The sequence below is a fragment of the Pectobacterium atrosepticum genome (assembly GCF_000740965.1).
GTDB lineage: Bacteria > Pseudomonadota > Gammaproteobacteria > Enterobacterales > Enterobacteriaceae > Pectobacterium > Pectobacterium atrosepticum.
Window position 1 is genome coordinate 1100713 of sequence record NZ_CP009125.1, and the last position, 25237, is coordinate 1125949.

At 53.6% G+C, this 25237-nt stretch carries 14 protein-coding genes and 3 tRNA genes; 7 read left to right on the top strand and 10 right to left on the bottom strand.

The window, feature by feature from the left end:
- Positions 1–88 precede the first annotated feature (88 nt).
- The 4 genes from recC to recD all read left to right on the top strand — a co-directional run bounded on the left by recC (position 89) and on the right by recD (position 12008).
- On the top strand, positions 89–3487 hold the full coding sequence (gene recC, locus GZ59_RS04940; protein ID WP_039290508.1) for an exodeoxyribonuclease V subunit gamma: 3399 nt from the start codon (positions 89–91) through the stop codon (positions 3485–3487).
- 96 nt (positions 3488–3583) lie between these two features.
- Positions 3584–6532: a pitrilysin gene (ptrA, locus tag GZ59_RS04945; RefSeq protein ID WP_011092594.1), complete on the top strand. Its 2949-nt coding sequence runs from the start codon at positions 3584–3586 to the stop codon at positions 6530–6532.
- A complete protein-coding gene (gene recB / locus GZ59_RS04950; protein WP_039290512.1) occupies positions 6529–10140 on the top strand; it encodes an exodeoxyribonuclease V subunit beta in 3612 nt (1203 codons plus the stop codon). Before ptrA ends, recB begins: the two co-directional genes overlap by 4 nt.
- Positions 10137–12008, top strand: coding sequence for an exodeoxyribonuclease V subunit alpha (gene recD / locus GZ59_RS04955; protein ID WP_039290516.1), 1872 nt, complete (start codon positions 10137–10139; stop codon positions 12006–12008). The genes recB and recD overlap by 4 nt, the downstream gene beginning before the upstream one ends.
- An 84-nt stretch (positions 12009–12092) precedes the next feature.
- Here recD and GZ59_RS04960 read toward each other — a convergent pair whose 3' ends face one another.
- Entirely contained in the window at positions 12093–13112 is a 1020-nt protein-coding gene (locus GZ59_RS04960) for a LacI family DNA-binding transcriptional regulator (protein WP_039290519.1), read from the bottom strand.
- 324 nt (positions 13113–13436) lie between these two features.
- On the opposite strand from GZ59_RS04960, the gene GZ59_RS04965 reads away from it, so the two are divergent.
- On the top strand, positions 13437–14633 hold the full coding sequence (locus GZ59_RS04965; protein WP_005975870.1) for an L-talarate/galactarate dehydratase: 1197 nt from the start codon (positions 13437–13439) through the stop codon (positions 14631–14633).
- 64 nt (positions 14634–14697) lie between these two features.
- Here GZ59_RS04965 and argA read toward each other — a convergent pair whose 3' ends face one another.
- Positions 14698–16041, bottom strand: coding sequence for an amino-acid N-acetyltransferase (gene argA / locus GZ59_RS04970; RefSeq protein ID WP_169743488.1), 1344 nt, complete (start codon positions 16039–16041; stop codon positions 14698–14700).
- Positions 16042–16300: 259 nt separating this feature from the next.
- Here argA and amiC point away from each other — a divergent pair, with 259 nt between their 5' ends.
- Positions 16301–17545, top strand: a complete 1245-nt coding sequence (gene amiC / locus GZ59_RS04975) for an N-acetylmuramoyl-L-alanine amidase AmiC (protein WP_039290523.1) — start codon at positions 16301–16303, stop codon at positions 17543–17545.
- A gap of 173 nt (positions 17546–17718) precedes the next feature.
- Here amiC and GZ59_RS04980 read toward each other — a convergent pair.
- The 3 genes from GZ59_RS04980 to GZ59_RS04990 form a co-directional block, all read right to left on the bottom strand.
- Positions 17719–17795, bottom strand: a tRNA-Met gene (locus GZ59_RS04980).
- A gap of 48 nt (positions 17796–17843) precedes the next feature.
- Positions 17844–17920 (bottom strand) — tRNA-Met (locus GZ59_RS04985).
- Between the two features lie 48 nt (positions 17921–17968).
- Positions 17969–18045 (bottom strand) — tRNA-Met (locus GZ59_RS04990).
- A gap of 270 nt (positions 18046–18315) precedes the next feature.
- Here GZ59_RS04990 and mltA point away from each other — a divergent pair.
- On the top strand, positions 18316–19446 hold the full coding sequence (gene mltA, locus GZ59_RS04995) for a murein transglycosylase A (protein ID WP_039290526.1): 1131 nt from the start codon (positions 18316–18318) through the stop codon (positions 19444–19446).
- Between the two features lie 96 nt (positions 19447–19542).
- On the opposite strand, the gene GZ59_RS05000 is transcribed toward mltA, so the two are convergent.
- The 5 genes from GZ59_RS05000 to GZ59_RS05020 all read right to left on the bottom strand — a co-directional run bounded on the left by GZ59_RS05000 (position 19543) and on the right by GZ59_RS05020 (position 25237).
- Entirely contained in the window at positions 19543–20460 is a 918-nt protein-coding gene (locus tag GZ59_RS05000) for a 4-hydroxy-tetrahydrodipicolinate synthase family protein (protein ID WP_011092601.1), read from the bottom strand.
- A 73-nt stretch (positions 20461–20533) separates the two neighbouring features.
- Positions 20534–21226, bottom strand: coding sequence for a TetR/AcrR family transcriptional regulator (locus GZ59_RS05005; protein ID WP_011092602.1), 693 nt, complete (start codon positions 21224–21226; stop codon positions 20534–20536).
- A 3-nt stretch (positions 21227–21229) separates the two neighbouring features.
- Positions 21230–22582, bottom strand: a complete 1353-nt coding sequence (locus GZ59_RS05010) for a M20 aminoacylase family protein (protein WP_039290530.1) — start codon at positions 22580–22582, stop codon at positions 21230–21232.
- A complete protein-coding gene (locus tag GZ59_RS05015; protein WP_039290533.1) occupies positions 22575–24302 on the bottom strand; it encodes an ABC transporter ATP-binding protein in 1728 nt (575 codons plus the stop codon). Before GZ59_RS05015 ends, GZ59_RS05010 begins: the two co-directional genes overlap by 8 nt.
- The gene (locus GZ59_RS05020; protein ID WP_039290535.1) at positions 24299–25237 is read right to left on the bottom strand and encodes an ABC transporter permease; all 939 of its coding nucleotides are present in this window, start codon (positions 25235–25237) and stop codon (positions 24299–24301) included. Before GZ59_RS05020 ends, GZ59_RS05015 begins: the two co-directional genes overlap by 4 nt.

The following is a 25237-nucleotide window of genomic DNA, read 5'->3' on the forward strand; positions in this document are numbered from 1 at the left end:
GGTGAGTAAAAGAAGCCAACGCACATGCAGCTTGAAGTATGACGGGTATATGAATGATCAATCGTAAGCAGCGGTAGCAGGAGCCAGAATGTTTAGAATCTATCACTCCAATCAGTTGGATATCTTGAAAAGACTGATGGTTGAGCTGATAAAACGTCAGCCGCTTGTGGATCCTTTCCAGCAGGAAGTGATTTTGGTACAAAGCCCGGGGATGGCGCAGTGGTTGCAAATTGAACTGGCTACGGACTTTGGCATTGCTGCCAATATTCAATTCCCGCTGCCCGGCGTTTTTTTGTGGAATATGTGTCGCCATGTGCTGCCGGATATTCCAAAAGAAAGCGCCTTCAGCAAGGATGCGATGACGTGGAAACTCATGCATTTGCTGCCCGATTTGTTGGCACAGCCTGATTTTTCAGCACTTAATCACTATTTGCAGGATGATGATAACCAGCGCAAGTTGCACCAACTTGCCGGACGCGTGGCGGATCTTTTCGATCAATACCTGATTTATCGCCCTGATTGGATTAAAGCATGGCAAGAGGGGAAACAGGTTGACGATCTCGGTGGTAACCAACTGTGGCAATCGGCGCTGTGGCGCGCGCTGGTGGATTACACGCGTGAACTGGCGCAGCCCGAATGGCACCATGCGATTCTATACCAACGTTTTATTCATGCATTAGAACAGGCAAAAACATGTCCTAAAGGTCTGCCGCCACGCGTTTTTATCTGCGGTATCTCCGCGTTACCTCCGATCTACTTACAGGCGTTGAACGCACTGGCGCAGCACATTGATGTGCATCTGTTATTTACCAATCCCTGCCGCCATTACTGGAGTGACATTCAGGATTATAAATTTCTGGCGAAGCTAAAAGCCCGCAACCGCCGCTTACATCGCTTTGACCGCGAGCAGTTTGATGAGACTCGCCCGCTATTTCGCGATCTTTCACAGGCAGAAACGCTGTTCAATGACGACGGTAAACAGTCGATCAATAATCCGCTGCTGGCATCGTGGGGCAAGCTGGGGCGCGATAACCTGTATCTGCTGGCCGAATTGGATAACGTTCAGGAAATCGATGCCTTTGTTGAGTCGGATGGCGAAAACTTACTGCAAACTTTGCAGCGCGACATCCTTGAGTTGGAAGATCATGCGATCGTAGCGGTAAGCCACGAGACACAGAACACAAGCGCTCAGAAACGCCGTCTGGAACCCGATGACCGTTCGATTGATTTTCATGCCTGCCATAGTCCGCAACGTGAGGTTGAAGTGCTTCACGATCGGCTGTTGGCCATGATGGCAGACGATCCTGATCTGATGCCGCGCGATGTGATCGTGATGATGGCGGACATCGACAGCTATACCCCCTTTATTCAGGCCGTGTTTGGCAACGCGCCGGACAACCGCTATCTGCCTTTTGCCATCTCCGATCAGCGTGCGCGACATGCGCATCCTGCGTTGCAGGCGGTGATCAGTCTGTTAGATTTGCCCACAAGTCGTTTTACGGCGGAGCAGGTTTTAGCGTTGCTTGAAGTCCCTGCGTTGGCTGCCCGTTTCGGTATTCAAGAAGAAGGGCTACGGCGTCTGCGCCTATGGGTGGTGGAATCGGGCGTGCGCTGGGGATTGGATGACGACAACGTACGCGATCTGATGCTACCGCCAACAGGCCAGCATACGTGGCGTTTTGGCCTGACGAGGATGCTGCTGGGCTATGCAATGGATAGCCAGGTTGGCGACTGGCAGGGCGTGCTGCCTTATGATGAATCCAGCGGGCTGATTGCGGAGCTGGCTGGTCAACTGGCCGAACTGCTGATGCAGATTCATCAATGGCGCCAGCGCCTGTCCCAGCCACGTTTGCTTGTCGATTGGTTACCGTTATGCCGAGAGCTGATCGAAACCTTCTTTGATGCGGATAGCGAGACCGAAGCGGCGCTGGCGCTAGTTGAAAAACAGTGGCAGCACGTGATTGGTATGGGCACGATGGCGTATTATCCGCAACAGGTGCCGATCTCTCGGTTACGTGATGAACTGTCACGGCGTCTCGATCAAGAGCGACTCAGCCAGCGTTTTCTGGCCGGTGCTATCAACTTTTGTACGCTGATGCCTATGCGTTCCATCCCCTTCAAGGTCGTGTGTTTACTGGGCATGAATGATGGCGTTTACCCTCGGACGCTGCCACCACTTGGGTTCGATCTGATGGGGCGGAAAATCAAGCGCGGTGACCGTAGCCGACGTGACGATGACCGCTATCTGTTTCTTGAAGCGCTCCTGTCGGCACAGCATAAACTTTATATCAGCTATATAGGGCGCTCTATTCAGGATAATACGCGCCGCTATCCTTCAGTATTGGTTAGCGAACTGACGGAATATATCGCGCAGAGCTATGTCCTGCCGGGCGATGAAGCGCTGGATATCGATAGCAGCGCGGAATGCGTTGTAAAGCACCTCTGCCGTGAGCATAGCCGTATGCCTTTTGATGCGCATAACTTCTTGCCTACACCGCAGCCGTTAAGTTTTGCGGCAGAGTGGCTGGCGGCGGCGAATCGAAAAGGGGAAGCCCAGCCTGATTTTGATCGTGAAGCGCTGTCCGAAAGATCAAGTGATAGCGATGTCAGTTTGGACGATCTGAAGCGTTTTTATCGCCACCCTGTGCGAGCCTTTTTTCAACTGCGGCTTGGCGTGAGTTTTATGCTGCACAGTGACGAACTATTGGATGAAGAGCCTTTTGTGGTTGATAGCCTCAACCGCTATCAATTGAATAGCGAGCTGCTTAATACCTTGATTAATGAAGGCGATACGGAAAAGCTGTACCGTCGCGCCAGATCTGCGGGCGAATTGCCCTACGGCGCGTTTGGCGAAATTTACTGGCAGGAACAGCAGCAGGATATGGCGCAGCTAGCCGCGCGTGTGCGTGATGAATTAACGCCGTCGCTGTCGGTGAGCCGGGAAGTGGATATCCTCCTTGATGGCGTGCGCGTTAGCGGCTGGCTGAATCAGGTTCAGCCGGATGGTTTGCTGCGCTGGCGTCCCGGTACGCTTTCCATGAAGGATGGCATTACGCTGTGGCTGGAACATCTGGCCTATTGTGCAACGGGTGGGCAGGGGGAAAGTCGGCTGTATGGGCGGGAAGACACCGCGTGGCGCTTTGCCGCGTTGTCGGAAGCGCAGGCCAGAGAACATCTGAGCGTTATGCTGGATGGATATCGTCAGGGAATGAGCAAGCCGCTGTTACTGCTCAATAAAGCAGGGAGCGCGTGGCTGGCTGAATGTTATGATCGTGAAAGTGATAGCCTGCGGTCAGATGAAGAGGCGCAGAATAAGGCGCGCGCCCGCTTGCTGCAAGCCTGGCAGGGCAACATGGGAATGCGGGGGGAAGGTGAGGATTATTACCTGCAACGCATTATTCGTGAGTTGGATGAAAAACGAATGAATGAGGTGATTGAAGCGGCGCAAATCTGGCTACTGCCACCGTTCCGCTCTAATCTGGCTTGATGAATGTGTTTTGAATAATGTCTGTATCGATTTCGAGGTGCGAAAAGATAACGCACTGCAACGTGAAAAGTGATGGATATGAGGTTGGAGAATTGCATGCGTAAACAGTGGGTCTGGATTACCGGGTGGTTTCTTTTATTCACATTCTGGCTTCCGGCGAGTTGGGCTGAAACGGGTTGGCAACCGCTGGCTCAGACGATTCGAAAAAGCGAAAAAGATCCGCGACAATATCAGGCGATCAAACTGGATAACGGAATGACGGTTCTGTTGGTTTCCGATCCGCAGGCACCCAAATCGCTGGCATCACTGGCGCTGCCTATTGGCTCGCTGGACGATCCCAATAATCAACTCGGGTTAGCGCACTACCTCGAACACATGGTGCTGATGGGCTCGAAACGTTACCCAGAACCAGAGGCGCTTTCCGAGTTTTTGAAAAAGCATGGCGGTAGCCACAATGCCAGTACGGCGTCTTACCGCACGGCATTTTATCTGGAAGTGGAAAACGATGCGCTGCGGCCTGCCGTGGATCGGATGGCCGATGCTATCGCGGAGCCGCTGCTCGATCCGGTAAACGCCGATCGTGAGCGTAATGCGGTCAATGCGGAATTGACGATGGCGCGTTCACGTGACGGTCACCGCATGGCACAGGTAGGGGCGGAAACGTTGAATCCGGCGCACCCAAGCGCACGTTTTTCAGGCGGTAATCTTGAAACCCTGAGTGATAAACCCGGCAGCAAACTGCATGATGAGCTGGTGAAGTTCTACCAGCAATACTACTCAGCCAACCTGATGAAAGGGGTGATTTATAGCAATCAACCTCTGCCTGAACTGGCGAAACTGGCTGTCGACACATTCGGGCGTATTGCCAATCACAACGCTAGCATCCCTGCGGTTACGGTTCCCGTAACGACGGAGAAGCAGCGTGGCGTAATGATTCACTATGTTCCTGCCCAGCCGAGAAAACAGCTGCGTATTGAGTTTCGCGTCAGCGATATTAGCCAGGAATTCCGTAGCAAGACGGATACCTATATCAGCTATCTGCTCGGCAACCGTAGCCAGAATACGCTCTCCGACTGGCTGCAAAAGGAAGGGCTGGTTGAGTCTATTGGTGCCGGTTCTTCACCGATAATCGACCGCAACGGCGGGATGTTTGCTATTTCAGCCTCGCTGACCGATAAAGGTCTGGCGCAGCGTGATGAAGTGATTGCAGCCATATTCCGTTACCTGCAACAAATCCGTACCGAGGGAATTCAGCAGCGTTATTTTGATGAGATCGCACATGTTATGGATCTGGATTTCCGCTATCCGTCCATCAGCCGGGATATGGATTACATCGAGTGGCTGGTTGATACCATGCTGCGCGTGCCGGTCGAGCATACGTTGGATGCGCAGTATGTGGCAGATCGCTACGATCCGAAGGCTATCGCTGCACGACTGGATGAGATGACGCCGCAGAATGCGCGTGTGTGGGTCATCAGCCCAAATGAGCCGCATAATAAGGTCGCCTATTTTGTCGATGCGCCGTACGAGATGGATAAAATCCCGTCTGCGACCTTTGCAAAATGGAAAACGCTGGGTCAGAAAATGTCGCTGTCGTTGCCGACGATCAACCCTTACATTCCAGATGATTTCTCTCTGATCAACGCGGATAAGGCGATAACTAAACCGACGCTCCTGCTGAATCAGCCGGGGTTGCGCGTGCTGTACATGCCAAGCCACTACTTCGCCGATGAGCCAAAAGCAGAGATCACGCTGTTTCTCCGTAATCAGGAAGTGCGCAGTACCGCCCGTAATCAGGTGCTGTTTGCATTAAACGATTATCTGGCTGGTCTGGCGTTGGATGAACTGAGCTATCAGGCGTCGATTGGTGGCATCAGTTTCTCTACCCGCAGCAATGATGGTCTGGTGATTAGTGCCGATGGCTATACCCAACATTTGCCACGGTTGCTACTGACGTTGGCGGATGGCTATGCCTCCTTTACCTCGACGGAAGCGCAGTTGGAGCAGGCTAAATCCTGGTACTTGCAGCAGTTGGATGCAGTCGAGAAATCAAAAGCCTTTGAACAGGCGCTACAGCCGATTCAGGCAGTATCTCAACTGCCTTACTTCGAACGTGGCGAACGCCGTAAGCTGTTGAAGGATATACGTTTACAGGATGTGGTTAACTACCGCAACGATCTGCTGCAAAAAGCCACGCCGGAAATGCTGGTCGTCGGCAATCTGGCACCAGAGCGGGTAACCGAACTGGCGAACACGCTGAAAGCGCATCTGAAGGCTAACGGCGAAAATCTGTCGCGCAGTGATGATGTTAAAGTCAGTAAGCCGCAGCTTGCTAACCTACAGCGTCCGGGCAGCAGTACGGATTCTGCGTTAGCGGCGGTGTATGTACCGACTGGCTACTCGGAAACACAAAGCATGGCCTATGGCTCGGTGCTGGGGCAGATCGTTCAACCTTGGTTCTATAGCCAACTGAGAACGGAAGAGCAGTTGGGCTATGCGGTGTTTGCCTTCCCGACGACCGTTGGTCGACAGATGGGCATCGGCTTCCTATTACAAAGCAATAGCAAACAACCCGCTTATTTGTATCAGCGCTATGAAGACTTTTTCCTGAAAGCGCAAAAGCGACTGCGTGAGATGAGTGAAGACGAGTTTGCGCAGTATAAGCAAGGCGTGATGAATGAACTGAGCCAGCGTCCGCAAACATTGGGCGAAGAGGCCAGCCGACTGCGTAGCGATTTGGATCGGGAAAATTTTGCTTTTGATTCGCGCGAGAAATTGCTTGAACAAATCAAGCCGCTGACCGTGAAGCAACTAGCAGATTTCTTCCAGCAGGCGCTGAAGCCTGAAGGTCTGGCGGTGCTGTCGCAGGTTTCCGGTAGCCATCATGGTAAAGCTGACTATGCTGCACCGAAAGGGTGGCATACCTACGCGGATGCGTCTTCATTGCAGAAAACGTTACCGCGTGAGAAAGCACCCACGATGATCCCTGCACCAGCAGCACAGCCAGCGGCATCGGAAGCTGTCGGTAAGGTTTCAGCAGAATGAAAAATGCCGCGCCGCAATCATTAGACGTCATGACGTTGCCGCTCTTAGGAGAGCGGCTGATTGAGGCGTCGGCTGGAACGGGGAAAACCTATACGCTGGCTGCGCTCTATCTACGTCTGCTGTTGGGGCTGGGTAAGCAAGCCGCGTATCCACGGCCGTTACTGGTCGAAGAAATTCTGGTTGTGACCTTTACGGAGGCCGCGACCGAAGAGCTACGCGAACGTATCCGTGCCAGAATTCACGCGTTGCGCATCGCCTGCCTGCGTAAAAGTGCACAGGGTGACGCGGCGCAGGAACCTAAGGATACCTCGCTAGCACAACTGCTGGTGGAGATTACGGATCACCGCGAGGCCGCCGATGTATTGCTGGCAGCCGAACGGCAAATGGACGAGGCGGCGATCTACACGATCCACGGTTTCTGCCAACGTATGCTCAGTACCAATGCGTTTGAATCCGGCGTACTTTTTGAACAGGTGCTGATAGAAGATGAGCAGCCGTTGCGCCGTCAGGCCTGCTCTGATTTCTGGCGTCGCTATTGTTATCCGCTGCCGGTAGACGTTGCGCGTATTGTCGGTCTGGAGTGGAAAGGGCCGGAGAGTTTGCTGGCCGATCTGGCGCCTTATCTGCATGGTGAAGCGCCTGCGTTTCGCTTGCCGCCAGAAGAGGACGAAACGTTGCTGAGTCGACATGAGAAAATCGTGGCGACGATCGACGCTTACAAACAACGCTGGCTGGCGTCAGCATCGGATTTGGAAGCACTGATTAGTGCTTCTGGCGTTGATAAGCGCAGCTATAGCAGCAAGCATCTTCCCAACTGGCTACAGAAAGTCAGTTTGTGGGCTGAGCAACCGACGCTGGATTATCAACTGCCGAAAGATCTGGTGAGGTTTGCCCAGCAAACGTTAATTGAGAAGACGAAGAAAGGTGAACCGCCCGTTCATGTCATCTTTGAGGTAACAGAGCGGCTGCTGGAAACGCCGCTATCGCTGCGTGATTTGGTTATTGTACGTGCGCTGTCGGCAATCAGGGATTCTGTGCGTGAAGAAAAACGGCAGCGTGCGGAACTGGGGTTTGACGATCTGCTGAGCCGTCTGGATGATGCATTGCAACAGCCGAGTGGTGAACAGCTTGCCAGCGCTATTCGTGAGCGTTATCCGGTGGCAATGATCGATGAGTTTCAGGATACCGACCCCCAACAATATCGTATTTTCCGCACGCTTTATGTCGGGCAGCCGCAATGTGGCCTATTACTGATCGGTGACCCTAAGCAGGCCATTTATGCGTTTCGCGGTGCGGATATTTTTACCTATATGCACGCGCGTGGAGAAGTGGCCGCACATTATACGCTGGGCACGAACTGGCGTTCGTCGCACCAGATGGTGCGCGGTGTTAATCGCCTTTTTGAACGTCTCGAACATTCTTTTATTTTTCACAATATCCCTTTTCTGCCGGTCAAGCCTGCGGAATCTAAGCGCGGTTTGGTATTTGACGTTGCCGGACAGCCTCAGCCTGCGTTGCAATTCTGGCTAACTGGTGAAGAACCTATTGGCGTAGGGGATTATCAGCAGCAGATGGCGCGCCAGTGTGCGGCGCAGATTCGTGACTGGCTAGCCGCCAGTCAGCGCAATGAGGCCTGGCTGGTAACCGATGATTCTCGGCGTTTGGTCAAAGCCTCTGACATGAGCGTGCTGGTGCGTAGCCGACGTGAAGCCTCGCTGATTCGTGATGCGTTGAGCCGTTTGTCTATTCCCTCGGTGTACCTGTCCAATCGCGATAGCGTGTTCACTACGCCTGAAGCCAGCGATATCTTGTGGTTGTTGCAGGCGGTGTTGGCACCCGAGCAGGAGCGCACGTTACGTGGCGCCATGGCGACGGCTCTAATGGGGCTGGATGCCGAACAAGTTGATGCCTTAGGGCAAAGCGAAACCGCGTGGGATGCGCTGGTGGACGAGTTTGCTGGCTACCGTGCGCTGTGGCGTCAACGGGGTGTACTGCCAATGCTGCGTGCGCTCATGAGCCACCATCAACTGGCGGAGAACCTGCTGGCGAGCGCAGAGGGAGAACGCCGTATTACCGATATTCTGCATATTGGTGAATTATTGCAGGATGCCTCGGCAACGCTAGACAGCGAACACGCACTGGTGCGCTGGCTATCGCAACAGATTGTCCAGCCTAATCCGCAGGCAGAAAACCAACAGCTGCGTCTGGAAAGCGACCGCCATCTGGTGCAGATCGTGACGATCCATAAATCGAAAGGGCTGGAGTATCCTCTGGTGTGGCTACCTTTCATCAGCAATTTCCGCGTTCAGGATCAGGGGATTTATCACGATCGCGATAGCTATAAGGCTGTGTTGGATCTGCAAAATAATGAAGAAAGCCAGACGCTGGCGGAAGAAGAGCGGCTGGCGGAAGATTTGCGTTTGCTGTATGTCGCACTCACCCGTTCTATCTACCACTGTAGCGTTGGCGTTGCGCCCGTTCAGCGGTCGCGTAAGAAAGATGGCAGCAGCGATATGCACCATAGTGCGCTGGGCTATTTGCTCCAGCGGGGTCAAGAGGCGGATGTCGCTACGTTGGTCAGCGAGCTTGAGGGAATGGTGGGCGACGGTGTCGCATTGACGCGGCTACAGGCGACGGAAGCGCAGCGCTGGCAGCCGGAACAACCAGAATTACCAGAGCTGCGGGCTCGCCATATTGAGCGCCAACTGCGTGACGGCTGGCGAGTAACCAGTTATTCGGGGCTTCAGCAACATGGTGCTGCAAACGCACAGGATCTGGTGCCGCGTCTGGATATTGAAGCGATAGGTGAACGTCAGGAAGCGGGTGAAACCCAATTGACGCCGCATACGTTCCCGCGTGGTGCGAGTCCGGGGACGTTTTTGCATAGCCTGTTTGAAACGCTGGATTTTACCCAACCCGTTGATGATGACTGGCTGGCCGAACAGTTGCAGCTTCAGGGGTTTGAAGCGCACTGGCATCCGGTGTTGAAGGCATGGATGGATACGCTTTTGAATACGCCGCTTAACGAGCAAGGGATTACGCTATCGGCGCTGGATAATTCGGATAAGCAGGCTGAACTACAGTTCTATATACCGATTAAGGCACCGATACAGGCGGCGCAGCTTGATCGGTTGGCAAAGCACTACGACCCGCTCTCCGCACAGTGTCCGGCGCTCTCTTTTCAGCAGGTTAAAGGCATGCTGAAAGGGTTTATCGATCTGGTCTTTCGCTGGGAAGGACGTTACTACCTGCTGGACTACAAATCCAATTGGCTTGGCCCTGAGGCCAGTGCTTACACTCAGACTGCCATGGCGCAGTCGATGGCCGAGCACCGCTATGACTTGCAATATCAGCTTTACACGTTGGCTCTGCATCGCTATCTGCGTCATCGCATTGCGGATTATGACTATGAGCGCCATTTTGGCGGGGTGTTTTATCTGTTTTTACGCGGTGTTGAGGAATCCCACCCCGGTAATGGCATCTTTGCTTTTCGCCCTCCTGCTGAATTTGTTTTCGGGCTTGATGCATTGTTCGAAGGTGATGTGTTCAACGGTGATGTGTTTAAGGGAAGGGCACCTGATGATGCTGACACAGGAGTTTCATCATGATTGCCTTGCTTGAAATAGCGCAAGCGCGGCGGTTGCTGCGCCCGCTGGATATCCAGTTTGCCAGAATGTTGGCAGATGACACGCAGCCTGAACTGTTGCTGGCCGCCGCCTGCCTGAGTGCACATTCGGGCGCGGGGCACGTGTGTCTACCGTTGGAAAACTTGCAGGCGCAGACGCTATTTGACGGTCGTGAACCTGAACTGGCGCAACAGCTGATCACAGAATCTGGGATCAACACGGTTGCCGTATGGCAGCAACGTTTGCTGGCGTCCGATGCCGTTAGCGACGGCAGCAAACCGACGCCTCTGGTGCTGCAAGGCGAAAAACTTTATTTACAGCGTAGCTGGCAGAGTGAAGGGCGCGTAGCGCAGTTTATCGCTAGCGAGCGTGATTCTATGTCGATCGATGAACCTGCGATTCGGGCGGTGCTGGATCGGCTGTTTCCTGAGACGGGCGAGGCAATAGACTGGCAGAAAGTGGCTGCCGCTGTTGCCCTGACGCGCCGTATTGCGGTTATTTCCGGCGGTCCGGGGACGGGGAAAACGACGACAGTTGCCAAGCTGCTGGCGGCGCTGATTGAGCTGAATACGGGGGAGGCGTTACGTATTCAATTAGCTGCGCCTACCGGAAAGGCAGCCGCGCGGCTAACGGAGTCGCTGGGGCTGGCATTGCACCGTCTGGCGGTGGATCAACGGCAGAGAGACGCGTTTCCGAAGGAAGCGACAACGCTGCATCGCCTTTTAGGCGCGGTAACGGATAGCCAGCGGTTGCGTCACCATCAGGGAAATCCGCTTCATCTGGATGTGCTGATTGTGGATGAGGCTTCGATGGTCGATTTGCCGATGATGGCGAATGTGATCGCCGCACTTCCGGCACAGGCCAGAATTATCTTTCTGGGCGATCGCGATCAGCTGGCGTCCGTCGAGGCGGGGGCAGTGTTAGGTGACATCTGTCGTTTTGCTGAGGCTGGCTATAGCCGTGCGCGGGCGCAACAGTTGCAGCGGTTAACGGGCTGCGCACTGGATGAGAGCGGCCCGGAAGGACAGACGACGGTCAGTGACAGTATTTGTCTGTTACGCCGGAGCTATCGTTTCGATCCACATTCCGGTATTGGGCAACTGGCGCTGGCGGTGAACGGCGGCGATGATGCCCGCGTGCGTGCGGTGCTGAACGGCGAGTTTGCTGATATCACCTGTAGCCCGTTAGCCGAGGCTGAAGAGTATCAGGCGATGCTGGCACAGTGCGTCGAAGGCTATCGTGATTATCTCGATCTTATTGCAGCGGGAGCGACACCGGATGCTGTGCTGCATGCTTTCCAGCGTTATCGCCAACTGTGTGCGTTGCGCGAAGGGCCGTTTGGCGTAGCGGGACTCAATCAGCGCATTGAGCAGGCTTTGCATCAGTCTGGGCTGATTCAGCGTAGTCGCAACCCACTTAACCGCTGGTATCCCGGTCGACCGGTGATGATTGGACGTAATGATGCCGCATTGGGTCTGTTCAATGGCGATATTGGTATCGCTATGATGGGGGGAAATGGGGAACTGCGCGTGTTTTTCCCCTTGCCGAATGGCGAAACCAAAGATGTTACGCCAAGCCGTCTGCCGCCGCATGAAACGGCTTATGCGATGACGGTGCATAAATCGCAGGGATCGGAGTTCGATCATACTGCGCTGGTGCTGCCGAACCACTATTTACCCGTGCTGACGCGGGAGTTGGTGTATACCGCCATCACGCGTGCGCGCCAGCGTTTGTCGCTCTATACCGATGTCCGAATTCTCTGTCGGGCGGTGAAAACGCCAACGCAGCGCTATAGCGGGTTGGAAGAGAGAATTAGCGCGTTCATTAATGGAACGCCGTTGCCTAAATAATTCGATTTGAAAGGCAAGGCGTTACCGTTTTGGACGACGTACATGCAGCACGGACATGCTGCTTGAAGTATTTCGGGGATAACGTCAGGCGGACTCGCGCTCAATGAGTGAAAAGCCGATATCCATGACGGAGGAGGGCACGTTTTTCCCCTCAATCTTTTCCGCTAACATTGCTGCGGCATCAGTGCCGATCTTCCAGCGATCGACCTTGACTGTGGTAATGCTTGGCGTGTTGTGCGCAGCGAAATCAAGATCGCCAAATCCCATCACTGCCAGTTGCTTCGGCACCGCTAATCCTCTGGCTGTGGCTTCGATAATCACACCCTGCGCCAACGTATCTGAGCTGCAAATGATGGCATCAAAAGTCTCGCCATCAGCAAGAAGTTCGCTCAGCCCCTGCCGTCCTAATGCCATAGTAGCAGGCCAGGGGGCGATGGCTTCACGCATGTAGTTCCCCGTTTGTTGTATGACGTCGTAAATGCCTTTCTTGCGTAGTCCCGCACGTGCATCTTCTGTCCAGACAAGGCCGAAGCGCGAATGTCCCTTACCGATCAAATACTGCCCAATGGCATTCCCGATACTTTCATGGGAAAAACCGACCAGCATATCGAGCGGCGTCGGAGTCAGATCCCAGATTTCAACGACGGGGATAGCGGCGTTGAGGAGGAGTCGCTTGAGCTCGGGCGTGTGGTGAATACCAGTGAGGACGATGCCGTCCGGGCGGCGCGAAAGCAGAGTGGCGACAATCTCCGCCTCGGATTCATTGGTATAGCCAGAGACGCATAACAGCATGTGATAACCGCGCGCGGCCAGCTCATCGCTGATCGCCTGAACGGTATCAACAAACATGCTGTTATTGATTTGCGGCACGACAACGGCAATCAGCTTGCTGCGTCTGGAAGCCAGTCCGCCCGCTAACATATTGGGGATGTAGCCCGTGGCACGGACGGCTTCTATCACCTTGTTCACGGTTTCCGCACGAACAATTTTCGGGTTGTTCAGGGCGCGGCTGACGGTCATGGGAGAAATGCCTGCGGCGCGAGCCACATCTTCAAGCGTGGGCGCTCGAGGCGGAGTGCTGCTGGCGTTCTTATCGCGTTTCAATCACAGGTTCCCTTTTGAGCTGCGCGCACATTCACATGTTGTGGGATTATCGTTGATGGTACATCGGTTTTCCAGTCACCCGTGTTTTTAGCAAACTGCCGAATTTTCTCGTTTTTTCGCGTTGGCAATTGAACTTCCCGCTTCGTATTTTCGTTTTATCCTCTTACTTTTTGTGGTGATTGCGCAATCATTATTTGGTTGTTTGAGATATGTAATGGCATTTTAATGATTGATTTGTGATCTATATTGCATGTTTTTTCTTCATTTATCGCTATCTTCCTTTTGGTTAATAAATGTTAGCGCAATCATTTTATGAGGTGATACATGACCATCAGTGCAAATTCAGCGGCGGTTAGCTATGCAAAAGTCACGAACGTCAGAACGGCTGCCGAGTCAGGCGATCGAATCGAATGGGTAAAACTCTCTCTGGCATTTTTGCCGCTGGCAACGCCGGTTAGCGATGCGAAAGTGCTGACAGGCAGGCAAAAGCCGCTGACTGAAGTGGCAATTATTTTTGCGGAAATTCGTAGTCGTGATGGATTTGAAGGGGTGGGATTCAGCTACTCCAAGCGGGCGGGTGGGCAAGGCATCTACGCTCACGCGAAAGAGATTGCGGATAACCTGCTAGGCGAAGATCCGAACGATATCGATAAGATCTATACCAAACTGCTGTGGGCTGGGGCATCGGTTGGCCGCAGCGGAATGGCGGTGCAGGCTATTTCTCCGCTCGACATTGCACTGTGGGACATGAAAGCTAAGCGTGCAGGTTTGCCTTTGTCGAAGCTGTTGGGTTCACATCGTGATTCCGTACAGTGCTACAACACTTCTGGCGGTTTCCTGCATACGCCGTTGGATCAGGTATTAAAAAATGTCGTGATCTCCCGCGAAAGTGGTATCGGTGGGATAAAACTGAAAGTTGGTCAGCCGAATACGGCGGAGGATATCCGTCGTCTCACGGCGGTACGCGAAGCGTTAGGAGACGACTTCCCGCTGATGGTGGATGCTAATCAGCAGTGGGATCGCGAAACGGCGATTCGGATGGGCAGAAAGATGGAAGCCTTTAATCTGGTCTGGATTGAAGAGCCGCTGGATGCCTACGATGTAGAAGGTCATGCGGCGCTGACGGCAGCGCTGGATACGCCGATTGCCACGGGTGAGATGTTGACCAGTTTCCGCGAGCACGAACAGCTGATTCTTGGTAATGCCAGTGATTTTGTTCAGCCTGATGCACCGCGTGTGGGTGGGATTTCTCCTTTCCTGAAAATCATGGATCTGGCGGCAAAACATGGGCGTAAGCTGGCGCCACACTTTGCGATGGAAGTGCATTTGCACCTGGCTGCGGCCTATCCGATTGAACCCTGGCTGGAACATTTCGAATGGCTGAACCCGCTCTTCAACGAGCAGCTAGAGTTGCGTGATGGACGCATGTGGGTGTCCGATCGCCTAGGATTAGGATTTACGCTGAGTGAACAGGCAAGGAAGTGGACGACGCTGAGCTGTGAGTTTGGCAAGCAGCCCTAAACCGATGAAATCATCGTGGCCGATTTTACTATCGGCCACGAGAAGCTTTATTGAATGGAATAATTCAGAGGTCCAGCACCAGAATCTTCGAGCGACGCTGGTAGTTGTACAGCGCCTGTTTTTTCTTCGGCAGCATTTCCACTTCGGCGGGTAAAAAGCCGCGCTCCTGAAACCAGTGGATGCTGTGTGTGGTCAGCACGAACAGCTTTTGTAGACCCTGCTGGCGCGCCTGAGCGGCAACGCGCATTAACAGCATATCGCCACGTGATGAACTGCGGTAATCCGGGTGAACCGCGACGCAGGCCATTTCACCGATGCTTTCTTCCGGGAACGGATAAAGCGCGGCACAGGCGATGGTCAGGTTATCACGTACCACGACGGTGAATTTGTCGATCTCCATTTCCAGCTGTTCACGCGAGCGTCTAACCAGAATGCCTTGTTCTTCCAGCGGACGGATCAATTCCAGAATACCGCCGATGTCATTGATGGTCGCACGGCGAACCTGCTCGGCGCTTTCCATCACGATCTGCGTACCGATTCCGTCGCGTGAGAACAGTTCCTGCAATAGCGCGCCGTCGTCCTGATAGCTGATCAGGTGGCTACGGCGCACGCCGCTACGACAGGCTTTGACTGCACCGCGCAGGAATCTGACCGTACCAGAGTGGTAATCGCCAGCTTGTTCCAGTACATCAATACGCTGCTGCGCATCGTCAGGGAACAGCTCGGAGATGATGCGGCCTTCTTCGTTGGTCACGCCCTGTGACGAGCAGAAGCCGATCATTTTCTCTGCTTTCAGCTTAATGGCGAGCTGGGTTGCAACCTCTTCTGAGGTTAAATTGAAACTTTCACCAGTGACTGAAACAGCAACTGGGCCAAGCAGCACAATCGCGCCGCTATTCAACTGGCGGTGAACCGCTTCTTCATCAATACGACGAATACGGCCACTGTGGCAGTAGTCCACACCGTCATCAACGCCAAGCGGCTGCGCGATAATAAAATTACCGCTGACGACATTAATATGGGCACCTTGCAGCGGTGTGTTGTTCAGGCTCATCGACAGCCGAGCGGTGATGTCCAGTTGCAGCATACCTGCTGCCTGTTTGACCAGCTCCAGCGTGGCGCTATCGGTGATACGGGTATTTTTATGATAATGGGGCTCGTAGTGGTGCGTTGTCAGGTTGGCATCGATCTGGGGACGGGCACCATAAACGACGACCAGCTTGATCCCCAGACTGTGTAACAGCCCAATATCATTTACGATGCTAGAGAAGTTGGCATGTTCAATGGCCTCGCCACCTAACATGATGACAAACGTTTTGCCACGGTGGGCATTGATATAGGGAACTGAATGGCGGAAGCCCTGAACCAGCTCTGTACTACGTTCCTTCACTGTGAGCCCTCTTTGCATTTTTATTCGTAATTTATGTATTTTTATTCTTTGTAGCGTAAAACGCAAGAGGAAGTATTAACCAGAAAAGTGAGGTTAATACTTCAAATTTATGATATCCGCCAGTTATAAGGCCTGTATATGATTTTTGCATGACAGGGCGGAGCAGATTCGTTAAAGTTTTTGACAATTCTTACCTTTATTCATTTTTTGATGGCATATCCAGTGTATTGGCAACACGACAATACAGGATAGCGCACAGCAATTAGATCGGAGCGGCATGTCTCATTCGAATCATCATCTGACTCGACGGCGTCTATTACAAAGCGCAGCAGCAACCTGGCTATTAAGCGTTAGTGGTGTGGGTTTGGCTGCGACGACACAGGTCATCGCCGTACGCATCTGGCCGTCTTCGGCCTATACCCGCGTCACGCTGGAATCCAATCATTCGCTGAAATATAAACAGTTTAGCCTCAGTAATCCTGAACGCATCGTGGTGGATATCGAAAATGTTCACCTGAACAGCGTACTAAAGGAAATAGCCAGCCAGTTTCAGCAGGATAACGATCCGCTGATTAAAGAAGCGCGCATCGGACAGTTTGATAAAAGTACGGTGCGTTTGGTGTTGGAGCTTAAGCAGCTGGCGACGGCTAAAGTCTTTACGCTGGGTCCGGTGGCCGAATTCAAGCATCGGCTGGTGCTGGATTTGTACCCTGCGGCAGGGCGCTACGACAACGAAGACGATCCGCTACTGGCGCTGCTGGAGGACTACAACAAAGGCGAATTGGAGCGCACGCTGCCAGCGGAAGCACCGAAAGCGGGGAAAGCAGGGCGGGATCGCCCGCTGATTATTATGCTCGATCCCGGCCACGGTGGTGAAGATCCCGGCGCGATCGGCAAGAATAAAACGCGTGAAAAAGACATCGTGTTGCAAATCGCCCGCCGCCTGCGCAAGCTGATCGATAATGAATCCAACATGAAAGCGTATATGACGCGCAATGAAGATGTATTCATTCCGCTACGTGTACGGGTGGCGAAAGCGCGCAAACAGCGTGCCGATTTGTTCATTTCGATTCATGCGGATGCCTTTACTAATCGATCTGCCAGAGGATCGTCGGTTTTTGCACTCTCGAAGAAAGGGGCAACCAGCACCGCTGCCAAATTTTTGGCTGAGACCCAGAACGAATCGGATTTGATCGGTGGGGTGAGCATGAGCGGCGATCGCTATTTGGATCACACCATGTTCGATCTAGTGCAGACCGCGACGATTGGCGACAGCTTGACGTTTGGTAAAGAGATCCTGACCCGGCTGGGCAAGGTGAATCGTCTGCACAAAAACAGCGTCGATCAGGCCGGATTTGCGGTATTGAAAGCTCCCGATATTCCTTCTGTTCTGGTTGAGACGGCATTTATCAGTAATCTGGAAGAAGAGCGCAAGCTGCGCACTAGTCATTTCCAGCAGCAGATTGCCGAATCTATTTTCGCGGGGATTAAAGCCTATTTTGCCAGTCAGGCGGAGCGGTAGTTTGTGTTGTTGGTATCGCTGATGTCGTCAATATTAGGTATGGCCGCGTCTTGTCGGCGCGGTTTAAAGGAAATATGTCGTAGACTAGCGTAGAAGTAGGGCATGTGTAGAAAACATATGGCGCAGAAAACAAAAAAGCACCCGTTAAGGTGCTTTTTGCTTTAAGTCTTAGTTGGTTGCGGGGGCCGGATTTGAACCGACGACCTTCGGGTTATGAGCCCGACGAGCTACCAGGCTGCTCCACCCCGCGTCCGTACTGACTTATCTTTACTGCTTTTGATGAACAACTTACATCAATTGGTTGCGGGGGCCGGATTTGAACCGACGACCTTCGGGTTATGAGCCCGACGAGCTACCAGGCTGCTCCACCCCGCGTCCGTACTGACTTATCTTTACTGCTTTTGATGAACAACTTACATCAATTGGTTGCGGGGGCCGGATTTGAACCGACGACCTTCGGGTTATGAGCCCGACGAGCTACCAGGCTGCTCCACCCCGCGTCCGTGGATGCGCACTATACTCTCCGCGAACATTGATGCAACCTATTTCTGTAAAAAACGCTGTATTTGGCTGTTAGGTGATTGATTTACCGCCGGATGGATTGTTTTGTGAACGTAATGGGGCGATTTACAGAAAATGGCTTCTTGCTATGCTGCGTGGCGAGCCGTTTTTCCTTGGCTCATTGATTTATGCGCTATCCCATTCCTTTCTCGATAGGCGTTTGTTATCGTTCGACGGTAAATTTTTGATGTAAAAAGCGAGCGCAAAAGATGAAGGGACGGTGGGGAAAATATGTGCTGACCGCAGTGGTCATTGCCATTCTGGCGGGGTGCCAATCCAGGCCAACCGATCGCGGGCAGCAATATAAAGATGGTCACCTCAACCAGCCTTTGGAATTGGTGAATGAGCCTAATGCCAAAGGAAAGCCGGTCAACGCGCGGGATTTCATCACCCAAGTTTCGGAGATTCGGTCGGCATCACCGAATCTCTATACGCGTAATAACACAGTTTTTCAGGCGATCGAAAACTGGATGATGTCAGGGGCTGATACCCGCGAACTGAGCAAATTTGGTCTGAACGCCTGGCAGATGGAAGGTGTCGATAACTTTGGTAACGTGCAGTTCACGGGTTACTACACGCCAGTATTGCAGGCACGGCATACCCGTCAGGGGGAATTTCGTCATCCTTTATATGCCATGCCGTCAAAGGGTAAAAATAGCCGTCGTCTACCGGATCGTGCCGGAATTTATTCAGGTGCGCTGGATGAGCGACTGGTTCTCGCCTGGACCAACTCGCTGGTTGATAACTTCATGATGGAAGTGCAGGGCAGCGCCTATATTGATTTTGGCGATGGACGCCCGCTGACGTTCTTTGGCTACGCAGGCAAAAATGGTCATGCCTACCGTAGTATTGGCAAAGTGCTGATCGATCGTGGTGAAGTGGCGCGTGAGGATATGTCCATGCAGGCGATTCGCAAATGGGCGGAGGAGCACACCGAATATGAAGTGCGTGAACTGTTTGAGCAGAACCCTTCTTTTGTCTTCTTTAAGCCGATGATGTCTGCGCCTGTGAAAGGGGCTAGCGCCGTACCGCTGGTGGCGAAAGCTTCCGTCGCTTCTGACCGCTCGCTGATTCCGGCAGGGACTTCACTGTTAATGGAAGTACCGCTATTGGATAACGTTGGCAAATTCACGGGCAAGTATGAGATGCGCCTGATGATTGCGCTGGATGTCGGTGGGGCAATTAAAGGCCAACACTTCGATATGTATCAGGGCATTGGGCCAGATGCAGGGCACTCGGCGGGTTTTTATAACCACTATGGACGAGTCTGGGTGTTGAAGAACGGGCAAAGCAGTACGGCGAACGGCTCAGGCTCGCTGTTAGTCAGTAATCCGCAGTAGCCATCCCTTTCGTTTGAAATCTCAGAAGTGGCACCTTATTTCCGCCACTTCTGAGAGTAAATCCTCGCGTTCTACACGCTAATCCCCAGAAGAGAATCAGCTTTTAAAGCCGTATTTGCTGCTCAGCCCTAATTCGTTAACGATGCGAACGCCGGAATCTAAGGCTTCACCCTGTAATCCTCTCAGTGGACGGCGCAGACTGCCCGCCGGTAAACCCACCGCTTTCATCAATGATTTCACCGCCACCGGATTGATTGCCGAATAGGTGTAATGCAGCAGCGGTAGCAAATGCTGATAGGCTTGACGGAAGCGTTCTGCATCCTCGCCGTTTTTCCACGGGCGAGAAATTTCTGCCAGTTCTGCCGGCGCGATATTGCCCGTCATGTTGGCTGTTCCATGGCCTCCTAGCGACATCGTTGGCACCACTAAGCCTAGATTGGGCGAGTCGCAGCACATCACCGAAACATCAGGATTTCCTGCCAGAACTTGTGCGACCTGACCCACGCGAGTCGTAGATTCTTTATGAATAACGTAGTTCGGGTGTTTGAAAATACGCAGCAGCGACGTCCAGTGCAGGTCTGTTTTCACGCGTGGTGGATTGTTATAAATCCCTAACGGTAAATCGGTCGCGTCTGCAATTTCCAGAAAGTAGCTTTCGATATCGCTCTCGCTGGCGCAGATATAAGCCGGTGCGGCGATAATGGCACCGTCTGCGCCGTTGTCATGCGCATAGCGAACATAGTCAATGGTGGTATCGGTATTGTTACCGGTGCAGCCGTAGAACAGCTTCATTTTACTGGTGCTGTATTGTGCGGTACGGCGGATGATCGCTTTTCTCTCATCTGGGGACAGCATGGAAACTTCCCCGGTTGATCCCATAATCAAAACGGCAGCCGTGCCGTTGTCTTCCTGGAATTTTAATAGCGCCTCAAATGCGCCGAAATCCACGCTACCATCGTCATTAAACGGTGTGATGAGGGCAACAAATGACCCTTCAATTTTTTCTCTGCTCATGTTTTTTTCCTGTTGGCGTATATGTATTACGGATAAATAAAGTTCGGAACTACTGCTCGCGATAAGTGTGGATTTAAGAGGCCTCAGTCAGCGATGCGGCGATAAAGCCTGCCTCGACAAAACGTAATAGATGCGATAGCACGCGATCGTCATCGCGGTTGTCACACAGCCCTTTGGAAAGCAGTGCCAGACGACCAGAACGCGGATCGGCGTCGGTTAATACGTGCATGGCAGCACCACGAGCAAATTCATAGCGCCAGATCACCTCTGCACGAGACAACTGCGGCAACGCATGAGTAAAGGCATCGATAAAACGGTGGGCGACCTGATCGAACTGAGCCGAAAGCAGGGCGGTGACTTCCAGACCCGGCGTCGCGCGCAGATGCTGTAACAGGCGAACAACAATGCGTCCACCGTCGGGCGTGCGGGCCGTTTTAACCAGCGGGCGCAATAGTGCATCCAGCAGCGCGGCAACGGGCAACTCATCACCCAGATGGGCTTTTTCCACCTCATCCAGCAGACGCGTTCTTTCGTCATTTAACGGGCCAAGAACATGGTCCAGCACGGCACGCAGCAATCCTTCTTTCGAGCCAAAGTAATAATTCACTGACGCCACGTTCACGTTGGTGGCTTCGGTGATTTCACGAATCGTCGTGAGTTCACTTCCTTTACTGGCGAAGATCGTGATGGCTTCACGTAGGATGCGCTGTTTAATGTCTGCCTCTTTTTCTTTGCTTTGCGCTTTGGTTTTCAATAACTCCACCATGATTCATCCTTTTTGCTCTTGCGCGACGCCGGATGTACTGACGCCATGCGTTGTTATGTTTAGGTCGTGAGAGAATGGGCTGTCGTTTTCGCTATCCCCTGCTATTGACAACCCCAGCTCCGGATAAACCAGTTCTTGATAAACCAAGGTCGCCCAATAGCGGATACCTAATGGGATCAGCGCATCATTAAAGTCGTAGCGCGGGGTGTGCAGGTGATGCACGTTGGCCGCACTTTTATCGCTGTTTCCCAGCATCATGAATGCACCGGGACGCTGCTCCAGCATGTAGGCAAAATCTTCTGCGCCCAGCAGCGGCGTCATGGCAGTTTCAACCTGTTCGAGCCCGACTACCTGCGCGGCGGCGTTAACGGCGAGCTGTGTGGCGTGTGTATCATTAACCAGTGCGGGATATTGCCGTTCATAGTGCACGTCTGCTGTCGCACCAAAGCCTTGTGCGGTGCTGTGTGCCAGTTCTCGCAGACGTGTTTCCAGCAGGTGGCGAACGCTCGGCGAGTAGCTCCGTCCGGTTCCTTTAAGGATGACGCTGTCAGGGATAACGTTCGGGGCATGGATATCGCCGCCCTGTATATGTCCAATGCTGAGCACCGCGGCGTCCATCGCGGGGACGTTGCGACTGACGATCGTTTGCAGGCCCAGCATAAATTGCGCGGCAGGCAGCGTTGGATCGATAGAAAGGTGGACGCCTGAACCGCCGTGCCCACCCGTGCCGTGAAACGTGACCTGCCAGGTGTCGCTGGCCGCCAGCATCGGGCCGCTGCGAATAGCAAACTTACCGACCTCGATACCGGGCTTGTTGTGAAGGCCAAACAGTCGATGGCAGGGGAACGTGGTCAGCAGGCCGTCATTTAGCATGGCAAGCCCGCCGCCTAATCCTTCCTCTGCCGGTTGGAAAATAAAGTGCACGGTGCCAGCGAAATCGGGGTGCAGAGACAAATAGCGTGCAGCACCCAGTAGCATTGTGGTGTGCCCATCATGTCCACAGGCGTGCATTTTCCCTGCGTGTACCGAGGCATAAGGCAGATCGGTTTTTTCACTGATATACAGCGCATCCATATCTGCCCGCAGGCCGATGCTGTCTTCACCGGGATAGCGGCCGCGTAAGGTGGCGACCACGCCCGTTCCACCGATACCGGTGGTGACAGAAAGCCCCCATGCTGTCAGCTTTTCCGCTACCAGTTGTGCGGTGGCAAACTCTTCGAAGCCGATTTCTGGGTGCTGATGAATATGGTGACGAATCGCTATCAGCTCAGGTAAAAAATCCTGAATGACCGATTCCATAGCCGTTTGGTCAATAACGGTCGATGTGCTCACTTTGTGTTCACCGTTATTATCCATGTGCCTGCCTGCTCATCTGCTGTGGAGACACAGGCGCTTCGCGCTGCCCGCCGCCGGGGACGGCATCGATCAGTTTGCGAGTATACGGATGCTGTGGCTGATGCCAGATGCTGTGGTGATCGCCACTTTCCACGCAGCGTCCGTTTTGCATCACCATGACCCGGTCGGCGATATAACGCACCACCGCCAGATCGTGGGAAATAAACAGCAGCGACAGACCCATTTCGTTTTTTAACTCCACCAGCAGATTGAGAATTTGCGCCTGAATAGAAACATCGAGCGCGGATACGGGCTCGTCGCAAATCACCAGTGAAGGGCGTACTACCAGCGCACGGGCAATGCCGATACGCTGACGCTGCCCGCCGGAAAACTCATGGGGATAGCGATTCAGGCTGCTTTGCGGCAGACCGACGCGCTCGATGATAGTGTTGATCGCCTGCTGTCGCTGCGAACGATCGCCAAGGCCATGCACAATCAGCGGCGTTTCAAGAATATGCTGAATGCTGTGGCGTGGATTCAGTGAGGCATAGGGATCCTGAAAGATCATCTGTACCCGCTGACGTAACGCTTTCAGCCGAGATTCTTTTAGCGTGGTGATGTCTTGCCCATCAAAAACAATCTGCCCGTGTGAAGGCGGTAACAGACGCAGAATAGTTTTGGACAAGGTCGATTTACCACAGCCGGACTCGCCCACCAGACCCAGCGTTTCTCCGGGTAAAATCGTCAGTGACACATCGTCAACGGCTAGCACCTTGCCCTGCGGTGTTGCATAGCGAGTCTGAATATTTTGCAGCGAAAGCAACGGTTGCTGGTCGGTATCGGTGGCTCGGTGAATCAAACTGGGCGGCGTCAGCAGCGTAAAACCGGAGTCGGCGTTCGTCGCCGCATGATGGATTTCCGCCAGCCGATGGGTACGGTAATGTCTGTCCTGATCCATATGCAGCGATGTCGCCAACAGCCCACGCGTGTAGCTGTGTTTGGGGAAAACGTTATTCGTGGATGACTGAAACAGGTCAGCCGCCAGCGCTTCTTCTACTTTTTGCCCGGCATACATCACCGCCACGCGGTCGGCCCATTGCGCAACCAGCCCAAGATCGTGAGTAATCAGCAGCAGGCTCATCGAGAATTCACGTCGCAGATTATCCAGCAGCGCCAGAATTTGTGCCTGAATGGTGACGTCCAGCGCCGTGGTCGGCTCATCGGCAATCAGCAAGCGTGGACGGCATGCCACGGCCATGGCGATCATGACGCGCTGACGCTGACCGCCAGATAGATTATGTGGATAGTCATCCACTCGTCTGGCTGGCTCAGGGATCTTGACCAGATCCAGCAGCTCGATAGCACGAGTCCGTGCCTGTGCGGGCGTTAGCGCTTCATGTAACCGCAGCGTTTCACTAATCTGCTGCCCGATAGAGAGCACGGGATTGAGCGACGTCATCGGTTCCTGAAAAATCATCGACAGCGCATTGCCACGCAGTTGGCGCATCTTGCGATCCTGCAGGGTAAGTAAGTCGTGTCCGTCAAACAGAATACGGCCGCTGATTGTGCCCGGCTCGGCGACCAGTCGCATCAGGGACAGCGCCGTTGCTGATTTACCGCAGCCGGATTCACCGACCAGCGCCAGCGTTTCACCGGCGTTAATCGTCAGGTTTAGCCCTCGAACAGCTTGGTGACCGGGAAAATCGACGCGTAAATCTTGAATATCGACCAGCGGCTTCATGCGCTTCTCCCCCGTAAACGTGGATTCAGGGCATCGTTCAACGCGTCGCCAACCAGATTCAGTGACAGCACGGTTAAGACCAGCGCGGTGCCGGGTAGGGCGGTAAGAAACCAGGCGGTACGCAGCGATTCGCGGCCTGCGCCGATCATGCTGCCCCAGCTCACACGGTTCGGATCGCCAAAGCCTAAGAAAGATAAGGCGGACTCAATCAAAATGGCCGAGGCAACCATGACCGACGTGGTGACGATGATCGACGGCAGTGCGTTTGGCAGCATTTCCTGAAAGATGATTCGCAGGCTGGAAAATCCCTGACTGCGTGCGGCTAACACAAAATCGCTTTCACGCAGCGAGCGAAATTCGGCCCGCACCAGACGGGCAATCGTTGGCCAGGAGGCAATACCGATGGCCAGAGAAATCAGCGTAACCAAAGGGGAACCGATGGCGACCAGCACCACGACCAGCAAAAAGGTCGGGAAGGTCTGGAACAGTTCGGTGATGTGAACCAGCAGGTCATCAATCCGACCGCCAAAATAGCCCGCCAGCGCACCGACGACGGTGCCAATTAACAGGCTGACCATCACGGCCGAGAAGCCGATTTGCAAGGAAACCTGTGAGCCGTGGACGATGCCAGCAGCGACATCCCGGCCCATCGAATCGGTTCCCAATGGGAAATCAGGGTTTTCGCCCGGCCACAAGAAAGGCTGAGCGACCATATCCAGCGGATCGCCGGGATACAGTAACGGCGCAAGCACCGCCATCAGAAATACCGTAATCAGCAACAGCAGGCCGGCCATCCCTGCGGGATTACGGGTAAATGCACGTACCTCCGGCGACAGGCGAAAAGGCGTTTTTAACGGGCGAGTCGCCGCTGAGCTAATAACGCCATCTGCTGCAGCTTTCTTCGGCGCGAGGTTTTCAGGAGAAAGGTTATTCAT